We start from the raw sequence: 24,326 nt of genomic DNA, 5'->3' as shown, positions 1-24,326 counted from the left end.
GTCCAGTACGCCAAGTCCCAGCCGGGCATCAAGTTCAACGCAGTCGAGCCCGGCACCACCGCGACCGACCTGACCGCGGCATTCGGAATCGGAAGGACGCCGGAGGAGAGCGCCAGGGTCGTCGTGCGTCTCGCAACGCTCGACACGGACGGTCCGACCCAAGTTCACTGTGGTCGGCCGCCCGGAGGTGGCCGGGAAGCGTCGCGGTGCGGATCGCGCCGTAGAACGGAGGGCCACGTCTGCGTCTACTTCCGTGACGCCCCGTTGATGATCGTCGGAGAGGGCGCCAACGAGATCCAGCGCGACGTCATCGCGTGCCAGCTCGTCAAGCGCGGAGGCCTGGACGGCTGAGGACCGTTGTCACCGTGCAGGACGGCTCAGTTTCCGGACGCGATCGGAAAGGACGCGGTCGACGGTGACATGCGTGCCGACAGCTGGTGCCTGCCCTCCGCCTTCTCGGGTGACGGGCATCCGTTCGACGAAGTGTTCGATGTCTTCGGGGCTGGGCCTCAGTACACCGTCGCGTACGGCGAGGGCCGTGGCCTCGGCGCGTGAGGCGCAGCCGGTCTTGCGGAGCACGTGCTCGATATGGCTGTGCACCGTCCGCGGGGACAGGAACAGCGCCTGGGCGATGGCCTGGTTGGTCTGGCCCCTGGCGGCCCGGGTGAGCACTTCCAGCTCGCGGGGACTCAGGCCGTACGGCAGTTGCGTGGGCTCATCGGACACCAGGACCGCCCTTCGCGCGATGGGCGATCCAGCCGTGCACCGGCGCAGCACCACACGGTTCCAGCCCTGGCCGACCGGCCACAGGACCCGCAACCGCAGGCCGCCCGAGCCGGCGAACGCCTCCACCAGACGTCCGAATGCGTCGTCGCCCACGACTTCGGCAGGGTTTCGGCCCGGGAGGCCGATGACGCCCTCGGCCGTGACGAGGTTCGCTCCCGCGTTCGCCGGAAGATCGTGCAGGTCACCGGTGTGGGCCGTCGGTTCGGCGAGCGCACCCAGCGCCGGCAGGACCGAGGCGAGCAGGCAGCGTGCCTCCGTGTCGTACGTGCCCGATCCCTCGATGGACAGGTTGACCAGACCGACCAGACGGCCGTGGTGGCGCAGGGCACCGGTCAGCGCGTCACGGAACCCGGCCGGCCGGACGCGCTCGGCGTAGAACCAGCCGTTGCGGAAGCGCTGCCCGACGGACGCCGTGTCCTCGGCGTCCTCGGTGATGGACGGCGGAAGCGTCTGCCGTACGACGTTGGCGTACCAGGGGGTCGAGACGAACTCGGCGGCCAGCGACTCGGACGTCATGGCGGAGTAGCCGATGCCCGCGACCTGCAGGTGCGCTCCGGTGATCGGATCGATCGTGAGCAGGGTGGCCGCGTCGAGGGGCAGGGCGCGGCCGAGTTCGTGCAGCGCCTGGGTACAGGCGGAAGCGGTGTCGCGTTCGCGGGTGAGCATGCCGATGCGGGTCGCTGCCGCGAGCTGATGGTGGCTGACCATGCGGGCCTCCGGAAACCCACGATCACGGATGTCGTTTGACTCCTAACGATATGGGGCCCGAGCGGCCCGGACAAGCCGTTCACCGTTTCGTGACCGGGTTCCTGCTGGTCGCTGTCGGGCCTCTCGGGCAGTCGGTATTTCTACGGATGGCGGGGCGGGACGCCCGGGTCTTTCCTGTTCGGCACAGCCGGATGCCCGACGCAGCCGTATCGGGCCGCATCCCAACGGAGAGCCCCGCCATGACCAGATCCCCGCACCCTTCCTCGGCCTCACGTCGACAGTTCCTGGCTCTCTCCGCTGGCGTCGCCGCCACCACCGCGCTGGTTGCCGCGGGCTGCTCCGCGCCGGGCGACGGCGCGAGCACGGCTGAGGCCGCCGGCGCGTCGGAAAAGTCGCGAACCCTCACGAAGATCGGCCTGGACTATCCCTTCACCCAGCTCCCGCTCTACGCCACGCTCGTGAAGCTCTCCACGGCCGCCGCGAAGAAGCGCGGCGTCTCCCTGCTGACCACGAGCGACGCGAGCAGCGCCGACACCCAAGCCACCAACCTCACCGCGTGGGTCACCCAGAAGGTCCCGGCCATCGTGTCGTTCCCCATGGTTTTCGAGGCCACCGAGGCGATCGCCAAGAGGGCGCTGGACGCGGGGCTGATCTGGGTGACGTACGGCGGCTCGCTGGAGCACCAGAGCGCGGACATCCAGTTCAGCTTCCTCAAGGGCGGCACGTTGCTCGGGGAGGCCGCCGCGAAGTGGGCCAACGAGGAGCTCGGCGGAAAGGGCAAGGTCGCCTTCCTCACCGACAGCACGATCCAGCTCGGCCGCGAGCGGACCAAGGGCATGATCGACGCCTTCACGAAGCGCGCGCCCGGCGTCGACGTGGTCGCCCAGGAGCAGGCCATCGACCCCGACACCGGACTGTCGAAGTCCCGTGCCGTCCTTGCCAAGCACCCCGACCTCAACCTCATCCTCGGCGTCACGGATGCCGCCGCGTACGGCGGGTTCAAGGCGCTGCAGCAGACGGGCCGGAAGGCGACCGACGCGAAGACCTTCGTCGGCGGGCAGGACGGAGCCGCCCCCTCCCTCCTCGCCATCAAGCAGGGCACCTTCTACCGTGTCTCGGCCGCCCTGGCCCCGCAGGACATCGCGAACGCCGTCGTCGGCGTGCCCCTCGCGGTTGCCACGGGGAAGCCGAACCCCAGCGTCCAGGTGCCGATCACGCTCGTCGGGCGCGGCGACACCGCGAGGATCGACGACCTGCTCGCGCAGAACGCCTAGGCGGCCGCCATGACGGATCCGAATCTCCGTATACGCGGGCTGAGCAAGTCCTTCGGCGGCGTCAGGGCTCTGGAGGGTGTGGATCTCACCGTCCCGGCGGGTCAGGTGCACGCTCTCCTCGGCCACAACGGCGCCGGCAAGTCCACCCTGATCAAGTGCCTCGGCGGCGCCTTTCCGCCGGACGCGGGCACGATCGAGGTGGGCGGGAGGTCCCACACCCGCCTGAGTCCGCGCGAGTCGATCGCCGCGGGTGTGGCGATCATCTTCCAGACGCTCAGCGTCGTCGACTCCCTGACGGTGGCCGAGAACATCTTCCTCGGCCAGGAGCGGACCCGGTACGGCACCGTTCACCGCCGCGCCCAGGAGGAAGTGGCGGCCGGCCTGCTGGAGCGGGTCGCGGCGAACTGCTCGCCACGTGACCGGGTGGGCGAACTTCCCATGGGACAGCGGCAGTTGGTGGAGATCGCCAAGGCTCTCAGCCGCAGCGCCTCGGTGCTGGTCCTGGACGAACCCACCGCCGCTCTGTCCGGGGCCGAGAGCGACGCCCTGGCCGAACGCGTCGAGGACCTGCGCACCCAGGGGCTGGCCATCGTGTACGTCACCCATCTGCTGGCCGAGGTGGAGCGGCTGGCGGACGCGGTGACGGTGTTGCGCGACGGCCGGGTCGCCCACCACTCGACGGTGGCGGGGCACACGCGGCGTGAATTGGTCGACGCCATCGTCGGCCGACCGGAACCCGTACCGCACGGCACGGCAGCGGGCGGGACAACCGACGGTACGGCCGACGGACCCGGGACGGCCGATGGCGCGGTGGAGGGAATCCCTCGGGGCCGCCCGTCCGACGTCCACGCCACCGCGCACACCGCCGCCTCCGCGACCGCCATCGCGCGGGGCGGTACCTCCGCCGTCCCGCGCACCCCCCGTCTCGCGGTGAACGGGTTCCGCGGCCCCGGGTTCGGTCCCGTGGAGATCAGCGTCGCCGAGGGCGAGATCGTCGGACTGTACGGGTTGATCGGCTCAGGCCGCACGCGCATCCTGGAGACCCTCTTCGGCAGGCGCCGTGCCTCGGGCGGAACGGTGCGGGTGGGGGAGCGGGCCGTCACGGCGGCCCGGCCCTCCGACGCACTGGCCGCGGGGATCGCCCTCGTCCCGGCGGACCGGCGCAGACAGGGATTGTTCCCGGTGCTGAGCGCCCAGGACAACGCACTGCTGCCGACCATCCGTCCGCTCGCCCGGCACGGCGTGCGGGCGCTGGTCGCCGAGCGGCGGGTCTTCGACGCGCTGTCCCGGGCGGTCGGGCTGCGGCCCGCCCGGCCCCGACTGGCGGCGGCCGCCTTCTCCGGCGGCAACCAGCAGAAACTCGTCCTGGGCCGGTGGATCAACGAGGCTCGCGGTGTCGACGTCCTGCTCCTCGACGAGCCCACCCAGGGTGTCGACGTGGGCGCCCGGCAGGAGATCTACCAGGTCGTCTCCTCACTCGCCTCCCAGCGGGGGACGGCCGTGCTGTTCGCCTCCAGTGACCCGGAGGAGGTCGTCGCGCTCGCGCATCGCTGCCTGATCGTCTCCCGGGGCCGGATCGCCGGCGAACTGAGCGGCGCCGAACTCACCGAAGCCGCCTTGCTGTCGGCCGTCCACGACGCCGACGACACCGCCACCCTGACCTCCGCCACCCTGACCTCGGAAGGAGCGGCATGACCACCGCGACCACCGCCCCCGCCGGCCGCCTGACACCGAGCCCCCGCGCCCTGGCGGGAGGTGGACTGAACACCCTGCGACGACACCCCTTGCTCGTCGTCCTCGCCCTCATGGTGCTGGTCTTCCAGCTGACCACCGGCAGTTTCCTCGACCCTGGCAACCTGCGCGGGATCGCCACCGACGCGGCCACCCTCGCCATCGTGGCCGTGCCGCTGGCCCTGCTCGTCATCAGCGGCTACCTCGACCTCTCGGTCGGCTCCACGCTGGCGCTGGGCGGGCTGGTGGCCGGCTGGCTCGCCGGGCAACAGCACCAGTCGCCGGTCGTCGCCGTGCTGGGCGCGCTGGCCGTGGGTGCGGCGGTGGGCGCTGTGAACGGCGTCCTGTGCTGCTACCTCGGGCTGTCCGCCTTCATCGTGACGCTGGGCATGCTGACGGCGGTGCGCGGACTGGCACAGCAGCTCTTCCCCCTGCCGCTGAGCAGCTTCGGGTCCGGGTTCGCCTGGCTCGGAGGCTCGCGGATCGCCGGGATCGATGCGCCGGTCGTCATCGCCGCACTCCTTCTCGTGGCGGGCGCGCTGTTCCTTGCGCTCACCCCGTCCGGGCGGCACGTCTTCGCCATCGGCGTCAACCGGGAGGCCGCCTACCTCTCCGGCATCAACATCCGCCGGACGCCCCTCGCGCTGTTCGTCGTCACGGGCGTCGCGGCGGCGCTGGCCGGGGCGATCAAGGCGTCGGTGCTGGACAGCGTGGTCGCCGGGACCTCGGGGGCCGGATTCGAACTGACCGTGCTCACCGCCGTACTCCTGGGCGGGGTCGCGCTCACCGGCGGCTCCGGTTCGATCCTCGGAGTGCTGCTCGGCGTGCTCTTCCTGGGCTGTCTGCAGAACGGGCTGACACTGCTGAGCGTGCCGACGTTCTGGCAGCAGATGGCCCAGGGCACCGCCCTGGTGGCGGGCGCGGCACTCGCCTACTTCGGCCCGCGGCTGACGCGATGACCCCCCACTCCGAGAGGATCCCCGTGAACGACAGCGCCCCCTCCCTCATCCTGACCGGCGGTCAGGTCCTGACCGTCGACGGTGACTTCACCGTGGCCGAAGGCGTGGCCGTGCACGGCAGGGACATCGTCGCGGTCGGCAGCGACGCCGAGATGCGCGCCCTGGCCGGGACGGGCACCCGGGTCGTCGAACTCGCCGGCCGGACCGTCCTGCCGGGCATCAACGACTCGCATCTGCACGGGGCGGCGTACGGCATGACGAAGCCGCCCTTCGCTCTGGACGTCGGCCATCCGGCGGTCGGTTCGATCGCCGACATCGCCACCGCCGTGGAGCGGGCGGTTCGCGCGGCCCGGCCCGGCGAGTGGATCGTCGGGCTGGGCTGGGACGCCGGCTATCTGGCGGAGTGCCTGGCCGACCCCCGGCGTTTCCCGCACCGCCTCGACCTGGACGCGGTGGCGCCGGAGAACCCGGTCTGTCTGACCCACTTCTCCTCGCACCTCGTGTGGGTCAACAGCGTCGCGCTGCGCCGGTGCGGCATCGGCCCGGCCGGCGCGCCACCACCCGGCGGCGTCATCGACACCGACCCCGACGGGGAGCCCACGGGCATCCTCCGTGAGGCGGCCCAGGAACTCGTCCAGGCGGAACTGCCCTCGCCCACCATCGATCAACGCCGTCAAGCCATCCAGGGCGTGGTACGTGAACTCCACTCCCGCGGGATCACCAGCTACACCGAGCCCGGTCTCGGCCCGGGCGGCGCCACGTCCTTCTTCGGCGGGCTGAGCACCGACAACTGGACCGCCTACGCCGACCTCGCCGCGAGCGGCGACCTCCAGGCCCGGGTCAGCGTCCTCCTCCTGCCCGCGCCGATGGGTGGCTCGGCCGACGACGTGCGCAAGGGCCTGGCCGAGCTGCGCCGTCCCCCCTCCGCCGACCCACGCCTCCTGAACGCCATCGGCGTCAAGATCTTCGCCGACGGGGTGCCGCCCAACCGAACGGCCTGGATGAGCGAACCGTACGCCGACGGCGGCCACGGCGCGCTGTGCGTGCACGGCGAGAGCCCCGCGCTGCAGGTCGACGAACTGTCCGAGATGATCCGTGTCGCCCACGAGGCGGGCTTCCAGCTCGGCGTGCACGTCACCGGTGACCTGGCCATCGACACGGTGGTTGACGCCTTCCTCGCGGCGGACGCGGCCGTGCCGCGCCCGGATGCCCGGCACTACGTCATCCACGGCGACTTCGTCGGCGCGGACAGCCTCGCCAAGCTGGCCTCGCACGGCTACGGCGTCAACATGAACCCGGCCATCAAGTGGACCATCTCCGACCTGATGGACGAGGTGGTCGGCACCGAGCGCTCCGCGTACCAGTGGCCCGTACGGTCTGCCGTCGAGGCCGGGGTCACGGTCTGCGCCAGCTCCGACGCGCCGATCACCGAGCCCGACTGGCGGCAGGGCGTGGCCGCGATGTTGCTGCGCGAGTCGAAGGCCAGCGGTCGGCCGAGCGGGCCCGAACAGTGCGTGTCGCTCGCCGAGGCCCTGCGCGCCTACACGGTCAATCCGGCCCATCAGGACTTCGCCGAGCACTGGAAGGGGTCCATCGAGGTCGGCAAGGTTGCGGACCTGTGCGTGCTGGACCGCCCGCTGCTGGACCTGGACCCGCACGCGATCACGGACGCCCAGGTGGATCTGACGGTGTTCGATGGGCGAGTCGTCCACGAGCGCTGAGGATGCGGCCGGTGCAGCCGCGGCCTGTTCGCCGTCGGATGCCCCGGCCCCACCGCCCGATCCCACCCCACACGTTGGGGGTCACATGACGTATCGGCGCCCTCACGGCCGCCGCAAGCGAAGGATGCCCACATTGGCCGACACGCCCCGCATGCTGCTTGTCCTCAGCGAGAACTGGACCCTGACCGGCGGCCGGGCCGACCTGCCCGCCGCCGTGCGGTGGGCCCGCGAGGCCGAGGACGCCGGATTCGACTCCGTCATGGTCAGCGAACACATCGTGCTGGGCCCGGACGCGTCCGCCGACGGCATCATGGGCAACCCCCGCGACTACGCCCTCCCGGGCAACCAGGACCCGTACACCCCCTGGCCCAACTCGCTGCTGCTGCTCGCCGCCATCGCCTCCGTCACCGAGCGCCTGCGCCTGGCCGCCGCCGCGGTACTGGCACCCCTGCGTCATCCGCTGCTCATGGCGCGGGAATTGGGCACCCTGGACCTGATCAACGAGGGGCGGCTGCTGGTGCAGCCCACGGTCAGCTGGAGCAAGGACGAGTACGACGCCCTGGGAGTGCCCTTCGGGAAGCGGGGTCGACTGCTCGACGAGCACCTGGAGGTCTGGGCGAAGGCCTGGGGGCCGTCCCCGATCTCGCACGACAGCGAGCACTACCCGTTCCGCGACGTCTACTTCGAGCCCAAGGCCTTCCGTCCCGAGGGTCCGAGGCTGTGGTTCGGCGGTCAGCGCCTGCACGGCCCCGTGCTGCGCAGGCTCGTGCAGTACGGCCACGGCTTCCACCCGCTGGGCCGGCCGACACCGCAGGACATGCGGGTGCTCAAGGACGCCATGGCCGCGGCCGGCCGGGACATCGCCGAGCTGGAGATGATCGGCGGTACTCAGGCCACGTTCCCCGACGACCACTCCACGGCGGACCTCGGCGCGGCGCTCGCGGGTATCCCGGAACAACTGGAGCAGGGCTTCACCACGTTCTGCGTCAAGCCGAACCAGTTCATCGACGACCCGGACGCGATCGGCGCGTTCTGCCGTGACGTGATGCGCCGCGTGGAAGCGCTCACTGCTTGACGGAGCGGGTGACCCGGTCGGCCGGTGGGTTGCGCGGTGACGCCCCACCGGCATGACATGTGGGGCCGTCATGCTCTCCGGGTAGCGGACTCTTGGTCGGATCTGTCCTTTCGTACAATTTGAGTCCGAACAACATTCGCGATCCACGCACCCCGTGGCCGAAGGAGTGTGCCCATGCCGGGCCAGCGATCCATCGCCGAAGCCGAGAAGCTGGCCGAGGCCAAGCTCGGCGGCATCCCGCTGCGCCGGGAGCAGATGGCCGTCGTCGCCAACATCTACCGCGCCGCCTCGGCGGTCCGGCAGCATCTGGAGAACTCCGTGCTGCGCGGGGCGGACCTGACCTGGACGGCGTTCGTCGTGCTCTGGGTGGTCTGGGTGTGGGGCGAGTCGGAGACCCGGCATGTCGCGGAGGAGGCCGGGATCTCCAAGGGCACGCTCACCGGGGTCTCGCGGACGCTGGAGCGGCGGGGGCTCGTGCGGCGGGCCGGCCACCCGTCCGACGGCAGGCTGGTGCTGCTCAGCCTGACCGAAGAGGGCGAGGCGCTGATGCGGCGGCTGTTCCCGGCCTTCAATGAGGAGGAGGCCTTCGTCGCGGGCCGGCTCAGCGACGAGGAGTGCCGCAGCGTCGCGGAGGGGCTGCGCAGGGTCGTGCGTCAGGTCGAGGAAGAGGGTGAGGAGCGCCGTGTCGCTCTTCTCGACGGCGCCGAGCCCGCACCACGCCGCAGCGGACGCCGCGCGAAGGCCTGAAACCCGGCGGGTCCGCGTCGGCCCGCCGGCCCGAAGAACCAATCCGGCTGCCGAGGAGGTGGCCCCGGGCGCCCGCCCGAACGCGGTGTCGTCGGGCGCCGGTTGCCGGCACCCGAAGCCCCCCACCGCGGTCAGCGTCTGCCGCGGGCGGCCTGTACGAGGGCGTCGAAGAGCCCCTGCTGAGCGGGGTCCTCATGGGCGGTGTCCTCGGGGTGCCACTGCACGGCCGTGAACCACCCGCGGCCCCCAGGGAGTTCGAGGCCTTCCACCGTGCCGTCGGCGGCGCGCGCGGTGACCTCCAGTCTCGTGCCGGGGCGGTCGACCCGCTGGTGGTGGTAGCAGGAGGCCTCCGTCTTCTCCACGCCGGTGGCCTGTTCCAGCAGGGTGCCGCGTCGGATCGCCACCGGGTGCAGGACGTGCCGGTGTTCCCGCTCGGGGCCGCCCATGTCCTGTTCCAGGGTGCCGCCGAGGGCGACGTTCACGACCTGCAGGCCACGGCAGACCGCCAGCAGCGGCAGGCCCGAGTTCAGCGCCTGGCGGGCGACTTCGAGGTCGAAGGCGTCCTGAAGGTCGTCGACGTCGTAGACGCTGTCGTGGGTGTCGGCAGCGCCGTACCGGTGGGGGGCGAGGTCTCCGCCGCCGGGGAGCAAGACCCCGTCGAAGCGGGCGAGCCTGGCGGCGACCTCGCTGTCCGCCGGGTGGATGGTCGTCGGTTCGCCGCCAGCCCGCCACACGGCCTCGATCAGGGCGCGGGCGTTGACCTCGGCGGCGTATCGCAGGGCGGAGGTCGTGGCGGAGAAGCGGGCGGGGATCGCGATCAGGGGACGGAGAGCGGTGCGGGTCACAGCTGAATCCAGGTGGCCTTGAGCTCGGTGTACTTCTCCAGGGCGTGGACGGACTTGTCGCGGCCGTTTCCGGACTGCTTCATGCCGCCGAAGGGGACGGTCAGGTCGCCCTCCTCGTAGCAGTTGACCCAGACCGTGCCCGCCTTCAACGCCCGGGAGACCTTGTGCGCGGTGGAGAGGTCGGAGGTCCACAGGCCGGCGGCGAGGCCGTACTCGGTGGCGTTGGCGAGCCGTACCGCCTCGTCCAGGTCGTCGAAGGCGAGCACGGACAGGACGGGACCGAAGATCTCCTCGCGGGCCAGTCGCATGCCGGGATCGACGCCGTCGAAGACGGTCGGTTCCAGGTACGTGCCTCCCGTGCCCGTGAGGATGCGCTCGCCGCCGGTGCGCAGCCGGGCGCCTTCCTCCCGCCCAGTGCCGATGTGGTCCAGGACGCGGCCGAGGTGGCTCTCGCCGACCAGCGCGCCCATCTCGGTGGCGGGGTCGAGGGGGTCGCCCACGCGCAGTTCGCGTGCCCTGGTCACGACGGCCTCCGTGACGCGTTCGGCGATCGAGGAGTGCACCAGCAGCCGGGAGGGAGCCGTGCACATCTCACCCTGGTTGAAGAAGATGCCCCAGGCGGCGGTGGCGGCGGCCCGGTCCAGGTCGGGGGCGTCGGGAAGGACGATGTTGGGCGACTTGCCCCCGAGTTCCAGCCAGACACGCTTGAGGTTGGAGTCGGCGGCGTAGTGCAGGAAGTGGCGGCCGACGGCGGTGGAGCCGGTGAAGGCCAGCACATCGACGTCGGGGTGCAGGCCGATCGCCCGTCCGGCCACCGGCCCCTTGCCGTTGACCACGTTGAGCACGCCCGGCGGCAGCCCGGCCTCGGTCGCGATCCGCGCCAGCAGCAGCGCGGACAGCGGTGAGTTCTCCGACGGTTTCAGGACGACGGTGCACCCGGCCGCCAGGGCCGGGGCCACCTTCCACCCCGCCAGCGTCAAAGGGAAGTTCCAGGGCACCACCGCGCCGACCACGCCGGCCGGTTCCCGGGTGACGAGTGCGAGGGCGTCGGGGGCGGTGTGCGGGGACTCGTCGGTGAGCTTGTCGGCCAGCTGCCCGTACCAGCGGAACGTGGTGACGGCCGCGCGCAGTTCGATCTCGTACGCGTCCGTGATGGGCTTGCCCATCTCCAGGCTGACGGCAAGGGCGAGTTCCTCCCGCCGCTCCTCCAGCAGATCGGCGACCCGTACCAGGACCCGGCCCCGCTCGGCGGGTGCCAGGCGTGGCCACGGCCCTGAGTCGAAGGCCCGGCGGGCGGCCGCCACCGCTGCGTCCATCTCATCGGCGCCCCCGTCGGCGATCTGCGCCAGTACGCGGCCGTCCCGGGGCGAGACGGCCGGATAGGTCGCTCCTCCGCCGTATTCGTCGTCGCCGTCGATGTGGTGGGCGCCGGACTCTTCCAGGGCCTTGGCCCGGCGCAGCCACTCGTCATGGGCGATGTCCAGCATGTGTGGCCTCCAGAAAGACATTTGAAGTCAAACGATATGATCGATGTGAGGCCGCCACAAGGGGTCATGGGAGCCGTTCAGGCAGGTCCACGGGACCGGGAAGGAGCGCCCGCCGTGCGCGCACTCGTCGTTCAGCACGACCACGTGACGGAGCCCGGGCTGGTCGGTGCCCGGCTCACGGAGCGCGGATACGACCTCACCGCCGTGACGGTCGTACCCGAAGAGCGCCGCCACGCGACGGATGTGACCTTCGACTTCCCCGATGCCGGGGACTGGGACCTGATCGTGTCGCTCGGAGCTCCCTGGTCGGTCTACGACGAGACGGCGGTGGGTGGCTGGATCGGCGGCGAGCCGGCGCTGTTGCGCAAGGCTCAGCACCTCGCCGTCCCCGTGCTCGGCGTCTGCTTCGGCGCCCAGGCGCTCACCGCCGCCGGGTCGGTCGAGGCGTCCTCGCGCCCCGAGATCGGCTGGACGGAGGTCGATACGCACGACCCCTCTCTGGTGGGCCGCGGGCCCTGGCTCCAATGGCACTACGACCGCTGCGTCCCGCCGCCCGAGGCCCACGTGGTCGCCCGTAACGAGGTGTGTGTGCAGGCGTTCCGGGCCGGACGGAGTCTGGGGGTGCAGTTCCATCCGGAAGTCACCACGCGGATGCTGAGCGGCTGGCTCGCGCTGGGCGGTGCGGAGCAGTGTGTGTGGCAGGGCCTGGACCCCGACGAGCTGCTCGCCCGCAGCCGTGCCATGGAACCGGCTGCTCGCGCGAACGCCCGCCACCTCGTCGACGGCTTCCTCGATCGGGTTGCCTACGCGGCCGACTGAAGGCTCGCGGGGGCCGGCGCCGCCCCCCGCCGGGCTGCTGCCGCCCCTCCGCGCCGGAACGCGCGCCTCGCCGTGACCTCGTCCGCCGTGACCTCGTCCGTCGTGACCGGTCCCCGCCCGGCCGGACGATGCCCGTCAGCCGTCGGCGGTCGCCCTGTCGCGGGTGAGCCGGGCCGCGACCACTCCCGCGAGCAGGACCGCCGGGACGGTCAGTTCCAGCCAGATGGCCGTGCTCCGTTCCCCGCCGATGAGTGTCGTGAAGTTCTCGACGATGAGCCAGATCGCGCCGACGATGCCGAGGGCGCCCAGGGCGGGGGCGATCAGGGTGTTCCAGGGCCGGGTGTCCAGGCGTTCCCGGCGGAAGAAGACGAGCACGGAGACCGAGGTCAGGAAGTACAGCAGCATGATCCCCAGGACGGCCACTCCACTGCCCCAGGAGAACAGGGTCAGTACCGGATCCTGGCCGGCCAGCGCGAAAGGGACGACAAGGAGAACAGCGACGGCCGTCTGGACCCAACCCGCCACGCCGGGGGAGTGGTGGCGGTTGATCGACGTCAGTCGGCGGGGCAGCAGTCCGTCGCGGCTGAGGGAGAACAGGTAGCGGTTGGCGGAGTTGTGGAAGGCGAGGATGCCGGCGAAGAGGGAGGTGGCCAGCAGGAAGGGCAGGACGTCGTTCACCCAGGTGCCGAACTGGTCCGCGATCGGTGCGAAGACGAAGCCTGTCGAGTCGCCGCTCTCCAGTGCCTGGCCGGCCGCCGCGGTCGCGTTCGAGGCGCCGTGAGCGGAGATCAGCATCCAGGAGGTGAAGGCGAAGAAGCCGGTGACGAGTGCAACGGCCAGGTATGTGGCACGCGGCACCGTCCTGCGCGGCTCGCGCGCCTCCTCGCCGTAGATCGCGGTGGCCTCGAAGCCGACCATCGACGCCACGGCGAACATCAGTGCCACGCCCGGTGCCCCCCTCAGGGCTGCTCCCGGTGAGAACGACTGAGTGAATCCGAGCCCCTCGGGTCCGCCGCCCTTGAAGAAGGTGACCAGTGCGAAGACGGCCAGGATGCTGAACTCGGCCAGCACGAGGACCGCCAGCACCCTGGCGCCCATCTCGATCCCCGAAGCCCCCAGGGCCTGGACGACCGCCATCGTCACCACCGCGCACACCCACCAGGGCACGTCCGCCCCCGTGTGGTCCGCCAGCAGGCCGCTCACGGTCGCCCCGTACAGGCCGTACATGGCGGCCTGGATCGCACAGTAGGCGAACAGCGCGATCCCGGCGCTCCCGGTGCCGAGAGGACGGCCGAGGCCCTTGCCGATGTACGTGTAGAAGGCGCCGGCGTTCACCACGTGGCGGCCCATGGCCACGAAGCCGACCGAGAACAGCAGGGTGATCACGCCGGCCGCCGTGTAGGCGGCAGGGGCGCCGGGGCCGTTGCCGATGGCGACGGATATGGGGACGGAGCCCGCGATGCCGGTGAGCGGCGCTTGGGCGGAGAGGACGAAGAAGAGGATGCCCAGAACGCCGAGGGAGTTGGGCTTGAGCTTGCCTGCGGTGGAGGCGCCGGCCGCGGTCTGGCTGTCGACCGCTGTCTGACTGTCCACTCGGATCACCTGCCAGGGAGGGAAAGAGTTCGTTTCGGGTCAAACGAGTTGCCTTATGGTGGGCAGGAACTATCCGTTTGGCAAGGGGGCGGGTGAGGATTCGGCACGCAAGAGGCCCTGGACCAACGACGTCCAGGGCCTCGGCAAGACCAGGTCCAGGGGTCAGCCGTCGGTCTGCGAGCCGGTTTCCCGACCGGTGGGCTCGGGTGCTTGAAGCAGCCGGAGCAGACGGCGCAGCTCCTCGACGGCCGCGTCCGTGACCTCGGGCTCGCCGAAGACGAGCTGGTGCAGCACGAGCCCGTCCAGGGCGGCGAAGACCAGTCGGGTCAGGGGGTGACCGGCGTCGCGGGGGAGGATCCGGGACAGCTCGCGCTCCGTGGCGTTGAAGTAGCCGTCGTACAACGCCCGGACCTGCGGCAGCAGTTCGGGCCGGCGTCGGGACTCCAGCAGGAGCTCGTACTGGAAGGCCTGGATGTCCGGATCGGCCGTGACCATCTCGGACAGTCCGACCGAGAAGTCGGCGACCTCGCCGGTTTCGGGTTCGAGTGCACTGGTGTTCAGCGAGGTGCGGATCGCGTGGGCGAGCGCCTCCTCGATCAGCGCGTCCCGCGAGCCGAAGTGGTGGACCACCAGCCCGTGCGTGGCCCCCGCCTCCTGCGCGACAGCCCGGTAGGTGAGCTTGCGCAGCCCGCCGCGGGCCACGACCCGCACGGCGGCGTTGAGCAGGGCTTCCCGGCCCTCCCCGTAGCTCATGCGCCGGCGTGGCTCTCGCCCTTCGGGGAGCGGCGCGGACTCGGTCATGGCTGCGACCCTACCTGGCCGTCCGCGCACCGAGGGCGGTGCCGCGGTACCGCACCGGCCTGCCTCCTCGACGCGCCCCGGCGCCACGCCGCAGCCGCTCATCGCCGGGGCGGGCGGATGCCACGGAACTCCCAGTCGCCGCCGAGCGCCGTGGACAGCACCTCCTCGGACTCGGTGGGCTGGGCGCCGACATCGGTACGGACAGGGGCGGGGCCGGTGACGACGTGGTTGGTGAGCCGGCCGAGGCCCTCGACCTCGACCTCGACGACGTCCCCGGGCTGTACGGGCCGGGAGTTGGCCGGCGTCCCGGAGAGCAGGACGTCGCCGGGATACAGGGTGATGGTGCGGGCGATGTCGGCGACGAGGTAGTGCATGTCCCACTTCATCTCGTCGGTCGAGCCGTCCTGGACGACCTCGCCGTTGACGTAGGTCCGCAGCCGCTTGCCGTGGAAGTCCCAGTCGGTGACCAGGCCGGGGCCGAGCGGGCAGAGGGTGTCGGAGCCCTTGACGCGGAGCATGGAGCCGGCGTCGGTGTCCCGGAAGTCGTGCAAGCCGTAGTCGTTGGCGACGGTGTAGCCCGCGATGTACTCGCCTGCCTCGGCCGGGGAGATGTTGCGGGCGGTCTTCCCGATGACGATGGCGACCTCGCCTTCGTAGTTGAGCCACTTGCAACCTTCGGGGCGGACGACGGCGCCCGTGTGCGAGTTGAGGGCGGAGGTCGGCTTGTGGAAGTAGGTGGGTGTGTCGGGGAGGTCGATGCGGAACTCGTCGACGCGGCTGCGGTGGTTGAGGTGGACGGCGATCACCTTGGAAGGGACGACCGGGGGCAGATGGTGCGCCTCCTCGATCTTCACGCGGCGGCCGTCCCCGGCGACGAGCTCTTCGCCCTCGACGGTGACCTGGACGGCGGCGCCGTCCAGGAGGATGCGGCGGTACTCGGGCATGGCAGGCCTCTCAGGGGGCGTCTAGTCGCGGCTGTTCGGGGTGCGGGGCGACGGGGGCGTCGGGAGACCGGCACCGGTCCACCCGTCCGTGGGGCGGTCGAACCAGAGGTGCACCTGGCCGGTGCCCACGGAGTTCTCGTACTCGCCGTACTGCCGGGCCTTCGCGGTGCACGCCTGCTCGCCGAGAGCGCCGGCCATCATCAGGTAGTGGAAGAACTTCGCCTCGGGCTTGTACTTCCAGAACTCGTCCATGGTGGCGAGCACCTTGTCGTGACGCCCCTCCTTGAACCAGGCGATGCGCTCGTAGTCGGCCTCACGGGCCTGAGGCGTGCGGATGTGGACCGGGTCGCTGGCCTCGTGGTCGCGGATTTCGCGCAGGGGCCAGAAGGTGTGCGAGAGCGCGCCGGAGGCGATCACCAGCACGCGGCGGCCGGGGGTGGCGGCGATACCGTCGGCCAGCGCGCGGCCGAGGCGCAGGTGGTCCTCCATGTCGCCGGTCTGACAGACCCCGATGGTGACCCACCGCTTGTCGGGCAGGCCCTCGCCGAGGAACTTCCAGAGGTTGACGGTGGCGTAGTAGATCGGCAGGTAGTCGTCCTCGATCGGGGTGATCCAGGTGCCGTGCCGGTCGGCGAACGAGGCGATGCTGTGGGCGAGTTCGGGGTCGCCGGGAAAGTCGTACGGCATGCGGCACATGCCGCGCGGCAGCTCCTCGGAGGTGAACAGACCGGCGCGGCGGGCCTGCGCGGTGACGACGAACTCGACGGTGGTGGCCCAGTGGGAGTCGAGGACGACGACGGTGTCGTAGTCGTTGGCGGCATCGCGTTCGAAGACCTCCCTGCGGAGCTGGTGGAGGCCGGTGACGAGGGTGATCTCCTTGCCCTCGTTGAGCTCCAGGCGGTCCGCCTCGGGCAGCACGATGGTGGGGACGTGGGCGAGCAGGCCCGCCCCGACGATTTCACCCATGGTCCTGCCATCCCTCCGGGGCGGTGACGGTGTTCTTCAGGTCGCAGTAGAAGTCGAAGCTCCAGGTACCGCCCTCGCGGCCGACGCCGGAGAGGCGGGAGCCGCCGAAGGGTGCCTGGAGGTCGCGTACGAAGAAGCAGTTGACCCAGACGGTGCCGGCGACGAGCTGGGCGGTGACGCGGTCGGCGCGGTCGGGGTCGCCGGTGGCGACGGTGGCGGCCAGGCCGAAGCGGGTGTCGTTGGCGAGCCGGACGCCCTCCTCCTCGGTGGCGAAGGTCTGGAGGGTGAGCACTGGTCCGAAGACCTCCTCCTGCACGATCTCGCTGTCCTGGGCGACATCGGTGAGGAGTGTCGGCGCGTAGTACTGGCCGTCCCCGCGGTGGCCGCCGATGACCGCGCGGGCTCCGGCCGCGGTCGCCCGCCGTACGAAGCCGTCGATCTTCTCCAGCTGGCGAGGGTGGATGGTGGGGCCGATGTCGGTGACCTCGTCGCGTGGGTCCCCCTGCGTGAGCCGGGCCGCCTTTTCGACGAAGCGGCGGGTGAACTCCTCGGCGATCGTCTCCTGGACCAGGAGGCGGGTCCCGGCGAGGCAGACCTGCCCGGCGTTGTCGTACTGCTCGACGGCGAGATCGACGGCCAGGTCGAGATCCGCGTCGGCGAAGACCAACAGGGGTGACTTGCCGCCGAGTTCGAGGCTCAGCGGGGTGAGGTTGGCGGCAGCCGACGCGGCGATCCGCCGCGCTGTCGGCACGGAACCGGTGAAGCTGATCCGGCGTACGTCCGGGTGGGAGGTGAGAGCGTCGCCGATCTCCGAGCCGTGGCCCTGCACGACGTTGAGGACACCGGCCGGCAGTCCGGCCGCCGCCGCGATGTCGGCGAGGAGTGACGCGGTGAGCGGTGACCACTCGGCGGGCTTGAGGACCACGGTGTTGCCGGCGGCGAGGGCGGGCGCGACCTTCCAGGTGGCCAGCATCAGCGGGGCGTTCCACGGGGTGATCAGTACGGACGGGCCCGCCGGGTCCCAGCTGACGTGGTTGGTGTGGCCGCGCCCCGCGGCGGAGCCGCTCGTGTACGTCGTGAAGTCCTCGTGGTCCAGTCGCAGCAACCAGTCGGCGAAGAAGCGGAAGTTGTGGGCGACGCGGGGCATCACGCCGCGGCGGTGGGAGCGGAGCAGGGCGCCGTTGTCGGTGGTCTCGACGACGGCGAGCTCTTCGAGGCGCTTCTCGACGCCGTCGGCGACGGCGTGCAGGATGCGGGCGCGTTCGGCACGGGGGGTGACGGCCCAGGCGGGGAAGGCGGCCTTGGCGGAGGCCACGGCCGCGGCAGCCTCCATAGCCCTACCGCGAGAGATCTCCCCGAGGACGCTTCCGTCGATCGGCGAGACATCGGTGAACGTCTCTGTGGAGGCGACGCGCTCACCGCCGATCCAGTGCCTGGTGTCGACGGAGACGCCGGCGACAGTGATCTTGTCAGACATGAGAAGGGCTCCAATCGAACGAGGGACAGGTGCGCCCACCAGGGGCGCGGGGCTGTATCAGGTATGCGGCTCCGCCGCGCGGGCGCGACCGGCCACGACGGGCCCGCAGCCGGCCACCGGGCTCACCCGGCAGACGCTTGCGACGTACCGGACTCCAGCAAGCGCCCCCCGTCCCACACGACCCCGACCTGCCGGTAGTACGCGGCGATCGGTTCCCGGATCTCCAGCCGGGCCAACTCCTCGGTGGGCGCCTCGAAGAGCTCCAGCTCGGCATCACCGGCCCACGGCTGCCCGGCCTCGAAGGACGCCGCCCCCGTCTCGATCAGCTCGTCCAGAGCCGGCCCCTTGCCCTTCTCGATGGACGGCAGCCACCGGTGGTGGGCCATGGGATGCCCGTTGACGAACCCGTTCGTCTCCGACGGCTCCCGCAGCGTCACCACGGCGTGGGCGAGACGCCGGTCAGCCGCGGCCAGTGTGGCCCCGAAACGCGCCCCCGTCGTGATCCGCGGAGCGGGCCCGTACGGATGCGGACGTGTCTGATGGATCGACCCGAGCTTCTTCGGATAGCCCTGGTGCAGACCGCGCGCGATCGCGAAGTCCTTGTCGACCCAGATGTACACACAGCGCGAGTAGGTCTGCCCGCGGAACGAGCAGCGCACGACGGCGAAGGCCTCCTTGTACTGGGAGCGCACCGGATCCAGCAGCTCCTCCCCGGACCCCGAGCAGGACTGCCAGTCGGCCCAGATCAGCGCCACCGCGCCGGGGTCCTCCTCGGCCAACTCCAGTGGCTCCGGCAGCAGTTCACGCACCCGCGCGGGATCCGTGCGGTACTCGACGGTGAGCAGGTCTCCGGAGTAGTGCCAGGGCGGCGAGGGAATCAGCGACGAGGTGCCCGTCGCCGTCCTGGGGTGGAAGTAACCGCGGACGGTGGTCATGGCCAGGATTCCTTACGAGGTGAGGGCGGGCTGCTTCAACAGCTGGGCGCGGTAACGGGCTGCGCTCGTGGCGACGGCGTGGCCGCCGAGCGCGACGACTCCGGTCAGCTGTCCGTCGACGTGGTAGCCGACCAGGACGTCACCCTCCGGATCACCGTCGAGGACACGGACGTCGTCCAGACCGAGGACGGGCGCCCCGAAGGACTGCAGCCGGAACTCGTGCTGGTCGCTCCAGAACGTGGGCAGGGGGGCGAAGGGAGCCAACTCCTTGCCGCCGCCGCTGAGATGGGTGACAAGGGCCTTGGCGGCGTGCTTGGCGGTGTCGGTCGGGATCGACCAGTGTTCGACCCGGCGCGGTACGCCGTCGTAGCGGGCGTTGGGGAAACGCGCCACGTCACCGACCGCGATCACCTCCGGCCGCCCTCCGACCCGCAGCTGCTCGTCGGTGAGCACGCCGTCGGACAGGTCGAGCCCGTTGCCCTCCAGCCACTCGACGTTGGCGACCGAGCCGACGGACTCGACCACGACGTCGGCGGGCAGCACGGTTTTGTCGGCCAGGCGCACGCCGGTGACCCGGTCCTCGCCCTCGAAGCCGGTCACGCCGACGCCGAGCGCGAATCGCACCCCGCGCTCCTCGTGCCGCCTCACCAGCGCACGGGCGAGGAGCGCGCCGAGCGGCCCGACCATGGGCAACGGCAGGGGGTCGACGACGGTCACCTCGGCGACACCGAGCCCGGCAGCCGTGGCGGCGACCTCGCAGCCGATGAAACCGGCACCGACCACGACCACCCGCGTACCCGGTCGGGTCAGCGCCTCGCGCAGCCCTTGGGCGTCGGCGAGCGTACGGACCGTGTGGCGGCCGGCGAGGGGTCCCGGGCAGCGCAGCCGTCGGGGCCGCATACCGGTGGCGGCCACCAGTCCGTCGTACGGGATCGTCGAGCCGTCGTCGAGTTCGACCGTCCGCTCGGCGAGCCGGGCCGCGACGACCCTCGTGCCCAGGCGCCACTCCACGTCGGCCGCGGCCGCCTTGGGGGTGAAGGCCACGGACGCGAACGGCGCCTTGCCGGCGAGTACTTCCTTGGACAGCGGTGGCCGGTTGTACGGCATGTGGGGCTCGTCCCCGACAACCGTGACGGCGCCGGTCCAGCCCGCCGCGCGCAGCTGTTCGGCGGCCCGCAGGCCGCCCAGGGAGGCCCCGGTGACGAGGATGCGTCCGGTCACGGTGCTCAGTCCTCGATCCGGATGGCCTGGAGCGGGCACACGTCGGCGGCCTCCTCGACCTCGTCGCGCTGAGCGGCGTCCGGGTCGGGCAAGTACGCGAGGTGACCGTCGTCGTCCATCGAGAAGACGTCCGGGGCCGCGAAGACGCACTGGCCGTGGTCCTGGCACTTGTTCATGTCGACGACGACCTTCATGGCCGTTCCTCCAGAGGGTGAGGGCGTCGGAGCAGGGTGAAGGGGGTGGGGAGGGGCCCGACCACAGTGCGACCAGGCCCCTCGGTCACAGGGGTGCGAAGGAGCTGCACCTCCCTAGCTCGTTTGGCTTCAAACAACATAGGAAGTGGCTCGGCCCTGGTCAATACCTGTCCAGATGGATAAATTTTTGGGACGGCCCCTTGCGTGACGGTGAACACCCTCCATACCGTTCGGAGTCAAACGACTGGGCCGAGCCCCCTGTTCCGCCCCGCACTCCGGCTCGCGTCGTCCTCCCGCCACCCACCCCATCCGCCCGAGGAGAATCGGTGAGCGCTCACGACACCCCAGACATCCGTCGGCACATGGAGCGGCTCGCCGCCGACGGTATCGACGTGGTCCGGGTGACCTACCCCGACCTCCTCGGCACCGAGCGTGCCCGTGACGTGCTGCTCGAGGAGCTGCCCCGCGCCATGGACCACGGGCTCGCCTTCTGCCGGGCCGTCTACCACACCAGCCCGCAGGGCGATGTCGTGCCGGTCGGCGGCGGTCTGGACGCCGGCCTGCCGGACATCACCGTGCGACCGGATCTCGACACGTTGGCCGCGCTGCCGTGGGAGCCGGGTGTCGCCACGTGTCTCGCGGACGTCGTCGACCCGGCCACCGGATCGGCGGCGCCCGAGTCGCCGCGCGACCTGTTGCGGGGCGTCCTCGCCCGATGCCAGGAGCTGAACCTGCGGCCGGTCGTCGGACCCGAGCTGGAGTACTTCCTGTGCGAGCCGGACCCCGCCGGAGGCTGGCGCCGGTACGGACGGGAGACCGGTGTCGTCTACACGGCAGGGCTGCGCGCCGACCCCGACAACCACCTCCTGCGCACGCTGCGGCACGTCCGGGACCTGAACATCGGCGTGCTCAGCGGAAACCACGAGTTCGACGGCGGACAGTTCGAGATCAACCTGCTGCACTCGGAGGCGTTGTCGGCCGCCGACCGGGCCTTCCGCTTCAAGGCCGCCATCAAGGAGCTGGCCCGCAGGGAAGGCCGTCTCGCCACCTTCATGGCCAAGCCCTTCAACGACGCCGGCGGCTCCGGCTTCCACCTCCACCTCTCGTGCGAGGACGCCGAAGGCCGCAACGCCTTCGACGACCCCGCAGGCGCCCACGGACTGTCGGCCGAGGCCCGGCACGCCGCTGCCGGCATCCTCGCGCACGCGCCCGCCTTCGCCGCGCTGGCCAACCCGACGGTCAACTCCTACAAACGCTTCGGCCCCGACACCCTCGCCCCCTGGCTGATCGACTGGGGCCTGGACAACCGCAGCGCCATGGTCCGCATCCCGCCCGAGCGCGGCTCCGGCGCCCGGCTGGAACTCAGGCTGGGTGACGCCAGCGCCAACCCCTACCTGCTGATCGCCGGGACCCTCGCCGCGGCGCTGCTCGGCATCGAGGCGGGCGAGGAGCCGCCGGCGCCGCTGGAGGGCTACGGCTACGACACCGGCAAGTCGGCCGTGCTGCCCATGAGCCTGTCCGCCGCGCTCGACGCGCTGGAGGCGGACACCGCCCTGACCGACCTCCTCGGCAAGGCCTTCACCACGTCCTTCCTCACCTACAAGCGGGACGAGGTCGAACGCTTCGGGCGACACGTCACCGACTGGGAGTTCACCGAGTACGCCCACCACCTGTAGGCCGGACGCCCCTTTCGACCGCCCAGCCAGTCTCTCAAGGCCCGAGTCCGCCCAGGAGTTCCCCAGCCATGACCAGCCCCGCCACTCCCGCCACCACTCCCGCCACGGGCGCCGAGCTGCGCGCCGCCCTCGCCGAGCCCCTCCCGCTCGACCAGGTGAACCTCGCCGACCTCGACCACTTCGCGGACGGCGTCACGCCCTGGCGCATGTTCCACACCCTGCGCCACGAAGACCCCGTCCACTGGCAGCCCGAGGAGGCCCCCAACTCCGGGTTCTGGGCCGTGACCCGGCACGCGGACATCGCCCGTGTCGACCGCGACGCCGAGACCTTCACCTCCACCAGGTTCGTCAACCTCGAAGAGGTCGACGACGACCAGATCAAGAAGCGGGCCTCCATCCTGGAGCTGGACGGCGTCCGCCACCGTGCGCTGCGCAGCGTGATCCAGCGGCAGTTCGGGGCGGCTGTCATCAACAGCTACGGCGACTTTCTGCGCGGTCTGACGGCGAAGACCCTGGACGCGGCCCTCACCAAGGGCAGCTTCGACTTCGTCGAGGAGGTCTCCGCCGACTTCCCCATCAACGTCCTCGCCCGCCTCCTCGACGTACCGCACGAGGACAACCAGCGGCTCATCGACTGGGGCAACCGGATCATCGGCAACACCGATCCCGACTACGCCGACGTGCTGCTGCACAGCGAGGAGAGCGAGAAGTACCGCGACCTGCCGTTCCGCTCGCCCGCCTCCCTCGAGGTCTTCGAGTACGGGCGGGAACTGGCCCGGCAGCGACGAGGCGGCGGGGGGAACGACCTCGTCTCCAAGCTCGTCAACACCACCCCACGAGACGGGGTCCCGCTCTCCGACCAGGACTTCGACAACTACTTCCTGCTCCTGGTCGTGGCGGGCAACGAGACCACCCGGCACACCATCACCCACTCGATGCTGGCCCTCCTCCAGCACCCCGAGCAGCTCGCCCGCCTCCAGGAGGACCCCTCCCTGATCCCCACCGCGGTCGAGGAGTTCCTGCGCTGGGCCTCGCCCGTCTACCACTTCCGCCGCACCGCGACCCGCGACGTCGAACTCTGCGGTAAGCGGGTCAAGGAGGGCGACAAGGTCGTGATGTGGTTCGCCTCCGGCAACCGCGACGAGGAGGTCTTCGGCAACCCGTACGACTTCGACGTCGCCCGGCAGCACAACGACCACGTCACCTTCGGCAAGGGCGGCCCGCACCTGTGCCTGGGCAACCTGCTCGCCCGCACCGAGATCCGGATCATGTTCGAGGAACTCATCCCGCGTCTGGCAAGTATCCGTCTGGCCGGCGACGTGCCGCGCGTGCGCTCGAACTTCGTCAACGGCATCAAGAAACTGCCCGTCGAGGTCACCCTCGCCTGAGCGGGTGCCCGTCGGGAGCGCTGAGCCAGAGGATGTGTTCGGTTTTCTGTGACCGTCAGGCCAAGCTGCTGAAGCTCTGGCTCGCCCATCGCGTGCCATGGCGAGCGTGTCGAACAGATCGAGGCCGAGATCGCGCGGCCCCACTCGTAGAGATCGCAGGCATCGTTGAGGAAGAGCACGGCCCGCGACGCCTGATGGTCGTGGATCCGAGCGGGAGCAGGTTCTGCGGCTGATTCCATCGCCGGGTACTGCCCGACCAGCGGGGACACGGTCTGCGCCTATCTCCAGGCGTCGCTGGGCTTGGCGGTCCTGCTGGCAACATCCGGCAGTTTCATACCTAGGACGCGGCCAGGTAGGCGTCGTCGATGACCTGACCGCGTATGCAGGGCCACTGAGGGCTGACACCGGCTGAGAGCGTCGCTGGATGGCTGCGGATTCGTTCCTCCACCGCGTGGATGAGGCTGTCCTTCGCCAAGTCCTGTAAGAGGCGAGAGGCGCGCGCCCGCAATGCCACCAGGTTCCGCTTCCCGCGCAGGCGGACCTCTGATGACTGAGGCCGATGGCGTCCTGACCATGCGCTGCGCTTTGGGGGCGGCCTGGGTATCGCCGGCTACTCCCCGGCCCAGCCGGCCGCCGCCCCGTTGGTGCGGGGACTGCGAGCCCGTCCGTGGCCCTCGCAGTCAGGGCGGGCGGGATCCATCTGCGGCTCGGGAACATGCTTCACTCGGTCTCCCGGTCGGGCATGCAACTGTTATTTGACTATGGCAGTCAGGCGGCGTCCGGGTGTGCGTTCCCTGGCACGAGGTGGCCGTCGGAGACATCGGCGGACAGGGTGGCGACAGTCAAACGGCCGGGTCACGTCTGGGTGTTGGGCCGGGCCGTTACAGTGGGGCCGCCGTATTCGACGCGTGGGAGCAGATCTTGGTGAACCTGTCCCACCACGAGGAGATCTTCTCTGGCGACGGTGCTGGGCCGATGC

20 protein-coding genes and 2 pseudogenes are annotated in these 24,326 nt (G+C 70.9%); 11 read left to right on the top strand and 11 right to left on the bottom strand.

Annotated features, from left to right (window positions below; genetic code table 11):
- Positions 1-159 (top strand): annotated as a pseudogene (locus tag ABT063_RS21295) (short-chain dehydrogenase); the annotation flags it as partial.
- A gap of 66 nt (positions 160-225) precedes the next feature.
- Positions 226-351 (top strand): annotated as a pseudogene (locus tag ABT063_RS52225) (acyl-CoA dehydrogenase family protein); the annotation flags it as partial.
- Between the two features lie 9 nt (positions 352-360).
- On the opposite strand, the gene ABT063_RS21290 reads toward ABT063_RS52225, so the two are convergent.
- Positions 361-1,494: a helix-turn-helix transcriptional regulator gene (locus ABT063_RS21290; protein ID WP_351058928.1), complete on the bottom strand. Its 1,134-nt coding sequence runs from the start codon at positions 1,492-1,494 to the stop codon at positions 361-363.
- Between the two features lie 239 nt (positions 1,495-1,733).
- Here ABT063_RS21290 and ABT063_RS21285 point away from each other — a divergent pair, with 239 nt between their 5' ends.
- The 6 genes from ABT063_RS21285 to ABT063_RS21260 all read left to right on the top strand — a co-directional run bounded on the left by ABT063_RS21285 (position 1,734) and on the right by ABT063_RS21260 (position 9,001).
- Complete coding sequence (locus ABT063_RS21285; protein ID WP_351058927.1) at positions 1,734-2,768, top strand: sugar ABC transporter substrate-binding protein; 1,035 nt, start codon at positions 1,734-1,736, stop codon at positions 2,766-2,768.
- 9 nt (positions 2,769-2,777) lie between these two features.
- Positions 2,778-4,463 carry a sugar ABC transporter ATP-binding protein gene (locus tag ABT063_RS21280; RefSeq protein WP_351058926.1) on the top strand — a complete coding sequence of 562 codons (1,686 nt, stop codon included), beginning with the start codon at positions 2,778-2,780 and terminating at the stop codon, positions 4,461-4,463.
- Entirely contained in the window at positions 4,460-5,458 is a 999-nt protein-coding gene (locus ABT063_RS21275) for an ABC transporter permease (RefSeq protein ID WP_351058925.1), read from the top strand. Before ABT063_RS21280 ends, ABT063_RS21275 begins: the two co-directional genes overlap by 4 nt.
- Positions 5,455-7,179 carry an amidohydrolase gene (locus ABT063_RS21270; protein ID WP_502990855.1) on the top strand — a complete coding sequence of 575 codons (1,725 nt, stop codon included), beginning with the start codon at positions 5,455-5,457 and terminating at the stop codon, positions 7,177-7,179. Before ABT063_RS21275 ends, ABT063_RS21270 begins: the two co-directional genes overlap by 4 nt.
- Positions 7,180-7,312: 133 nt before the next feature.
- The gene (locus ABT063_RS21265; protein WP_351058923.1) at positions 7,313-8,254 is read left to right on the top strand and encodes an LLM class flavin-dependent oxidoreductase; all 942 of its coding nucleotides are present in this window, start codon (positions 7,313-7,315) and stop codon (positions 8,252-8,254) included.
- Positions 8,255-8,428: 174 nt separating this feature from the next.
- Complete coding sequence (locus tag ABT063_RS21260; RefSeq protein ID WP_351058922.1) at positions 8,429-9,001, top strand: MarR family winged helix-turn-helix transcriptional regulator; 573 nt, start codon at positions 8,429-8,431, stop codon at positions 8,999-9,001.
- Positions 9,002-9,132: 131 nt separating this feature from the next.
- Here ABT063_RS21260 and ABT063_RS21255 read toward each other — a convergent pair whose 3' ends face one another.
- Together ABT063_RS21255 and ABT063_RS21250 are read right to left on the bottom strand one after the other, a co-directional pair.
- Positions 9,133-9,846 (bottom strand): gamma-glutamyl-gamma-aminobutyrate hydrolase family protein, encoded by a 714-nt coding sequence (locus ABT063_RS21255; RefSeq protein ID WP_351058921.1) that lies wholly within the window; start codon positions 9,844-9,846, stop codon positions 9,133-9,135.
- Complete coding sequence (locus ABT063_RS21250) at positions 9,843-11,333, bottom strand: aldehyde dehydrogenase (RefSeq protein ID WP_351058920.1); 1,491 nt, start codon at positions 11,331-11,333, stop codon at positions 9,843-9,845. Before ABT063_RS21250 ends, ABT063_RS21255 begins: the two co-directional genes overlap by 4 nt.
- Before the next feature lie 114 nt (positions 11,334-11,447).
- On the opposite strand from ABT063_RS21250, the gene ABT063_RS21245 reads away from it, so the two are divergent.
- On the top strand, positions 11,448-12,152 hold the full coding sequence (locus ABT063_RS21245) for a type 1 glutamine amidotransferase (protein ID WP_351058919.1): 705 nt from the start codon (positions 11,448-11,450) through the stop codon (positions 12,150-12,152).
- A 135-nt stretch (positions 12,153-12,287) separates the two neighbouring features.
- Here the strand turns inward: ABT063_RS21245 and ABT063_RS21240 are convergent, their stop codons facing one another.
- From ABT063_RS21240 to ABT063_RS21205, 8 genes are all read right to left on the bottom strand, one after another.
- Positions 12,288-13,745, bottom strand: coding sequence for an APC family permease (locus ABT063_RS21240; RefSeq protein ID WP_351058918.1), 1,458 nt, complete (start codon positions 13,743-13,745; stop codon positions 12,288-12,290).
- A 162-nt stretch (positions 13,746-13,907) separates the two neighbouring features.
- Positions 13,908-14,546, bottom strand: coding sequence for a TetR/AcrR family transcriptional regulator (locus ABT063_RS21235; protein ID WP_351058917.1), 639 nt, complete (start codon positions 14,544-14,546; stop codon positions 13,908-13,910).
- A 98-nt stretch (positions 14,547-14,644) separates the two neighbouring features.
- Positions 14,645-15,490: a fumarylacetoacetate hydrolase family protein gene (locus ABT063_RS21230; RefSeq protein ID WP_351058916.1), complete on the bottom strand. Its 846-nt coding sequence runs from the start codon at positions 15,488-15,490 to the stop codon at positions 14,645-14,647.
- A 21-nt stretch (positions 15,491-15,511) separates the two neighbouring features.
- On the bottom strand, positions 15,512-16,456 hold the full coding sequence (locus ABT063_RS21225) for a 3,4-dihydroxyphenylacetate 2,3-dioxygenase (protein ID WP_351058915.1): 945 nt from the start codon (positions 16,454-16,456) through the stop codon (positions 15,512-15,514).
- Positions 16,449-17,933, bottom strand: coding sequence for an aldehyde dehydrogenase (locus ABT063_RS21220; protein ID WP_351058914.1), 1,485 nt, complete (start codon positions 17,931-17,933; stop codon positions 16,449-16,451). The genes ABT063_RS21225 and ABT063_RS21220 overlap by 8 nt, the downstream gene beginning before the upstream one ends.
- A 122-nt stretch (positions 17,934-18,055) precedes the next feature.
- Positions 18,056-18,868: an acetoacetate decarboxylase family protein gene (locus ABT063_RS21215; protein ID WP_351058913.1), complete on the bottom strand. Its 813-nt coding sequence runs from the start codon at positions 18,866-18,868 to the stop codon at positions 18,056-18,058.
- Positions 18,869-18,880: 12 nt separating this feature from the next.
- Entirely contained in the window at positions 18,881-20,089 is a 1,209-nt protein-coding gene (locus tag ABT063_RS21210) for an NAD(P)/FAD-dependent oxidoreductase (RefSeq protein WP_351058912.1), read from the bottom strand.
- Positions 20,090-20,094: 5 nt separating this feature from the next.
- The gene (locus ABT063_RS21205; RefSeq protein WP_351058911.1) at positions 20,095-20,283 is read right to left on the bottom strand and encodes a ferredoxin; all 189 of its coding nucleotides are present in this window, start codon (positions 20,281-20,283) and stop codon (positions 20,095-20,097) included.
- Between the two features lie 326 nt (positions 20,284-20,609).
- On the opposite strand from ABT063_RS21205, the gene ABT063_RS21200 reads away from it, so the two are divergent.
- Together ABT063_RS21200 and ABT063_RS21195 are read left to right on the top strand one after the other, a co-directional pair.
- Entirely contained in the window at positions 20,610-21,959 is a 1,350-nt protein-coding gene (locus tag ABT063_RS21200; RefSeq protein ID WP_351058910.1) for a glutamine synthetase family protein, read from the top strand.
- 68 nt (positions 21,960-22,027) lie between these two features.
- A complete protein-coding gene (locus ABT063_RS21195) occupies positions 22,028-23,347 on the top strand; it encodes a cytochrome P450 (RefSeq protein ID WP_351058909.1) in 1,320 nt (439 codons plus the stop codon).
- The last annotated feature ends 979 nt before the right edge of the window (positions 23,348-24,326 follow it).

It is taken from the genome of Streptomyces sp. NPDC002838 (assembly GCF_040295365.1).
In the GTDB taxonomy this organism is placed as follows: domain Bacteria; phylum Actinomycetota; class Actinomycetes; order Streptomycetales; family Streptomycetaceae; genus Streptomyces.
Note: the sequence above shows the minus strand (reverse complement) of the source record. Positions and strands in the feature narration are given on the sequence as shown.

Coding starts and splice junctions, on each gene's coding strand:
- ABT063_RS21290 (WP_351058928.1), bottom strand. CDS start 1,494: ATGGTCAGCCACCATCAGCTCGCGGCAGCGACCCGCATCGGCATGCTC.
- ABT063_RS21285 (WP_351058927.1), top strand. CDS start 1,734: ATGACCAGATCCCCGCACCCTTCCTCGGCCTCACGTCGACAGTTCCTG.
- ABT063_RS21280 (WP_351058926.1), top strand. CDS start 2,778: ATGACGGATCCGAATCTCCGTATACGCGGGCTGAGCAAGTCCTTCGGC.
- ABT063_RS21275 (WP_351058925.1), top strand. CDS start 4,460: ATGACCACCGCGACCACCGCCCCCGCCGGCCGCCTGACACCGAGCCCC.
- ABT063_RS21270 (WP_502990855.1), top strand. CDS start 5,455: ATGACCCCCCACTCCGAGAGGATCCCCGTGAACGACAGCGCCCCCTCC.
- ABT063_RS21260 (WP_351058922.1), top strand. CDS start 8,429: ATGCCGGGCCAGCGATCCATCGCCGAAGCCGAGAAGCTGGCCGAGGCC.
- ABT063_RS21250 (WP_351058920.1), bottom strand. CDS start 11,333: ATGCTGGACATCGCCCATGACGAGTGGCTGCGCCGGGCCAAGGCCCTG.
- ABT063_RS21235 (WP_351058917.1), bottom strand. CDS start 14,546: ATGACCGAGTCCGCGCCGCTCCCCGAAGGGCGAGAGCCACGCCGGCGC.
- ABT063_RS21230 (WP_351058916.1), bottom strand. CDS start 15,490: ATGCCCGAGTACCGCCGCATCCTCCTGGACGGCGCCGCCGTCCAGGTC.
- ABT063_RS21225 (WP_351058915.1), bottom strand. CDS start 16,456: ATGGGTGAAATCGTCGGGGCGGGCCTGCTCGCCCACGTCCCCACCATC.
- ABT063_RS21220 (WP_351058914.1), bottom strand. CDS start 17,933: ATGTCTGACAAGATCACTGTCGCCGGCGTCTCCGTCGACACCAGGCAC.
- ABT063_RS21215 (WP_351058913.1), bottom strand. CDS start 18,868: ATGACCACCGTCCGCGGTTACTTCCACCCCAGGACGGCGACGGGCACC.
- ABT063_RS21205 (WP_351058911.1), bottom strand. CDS start 20,283: ATGAAGGTCGTCGTCGACATGAACAAGTGCCAGGACCACGGCCAGTGC.
- ABT063_RS21195 (WP_351058909.1), top strand. CDS start 22,028: ATGACCAGCCCCGCCACTCCCGCCACCACTCCCGCCACGGGCGCCGAG.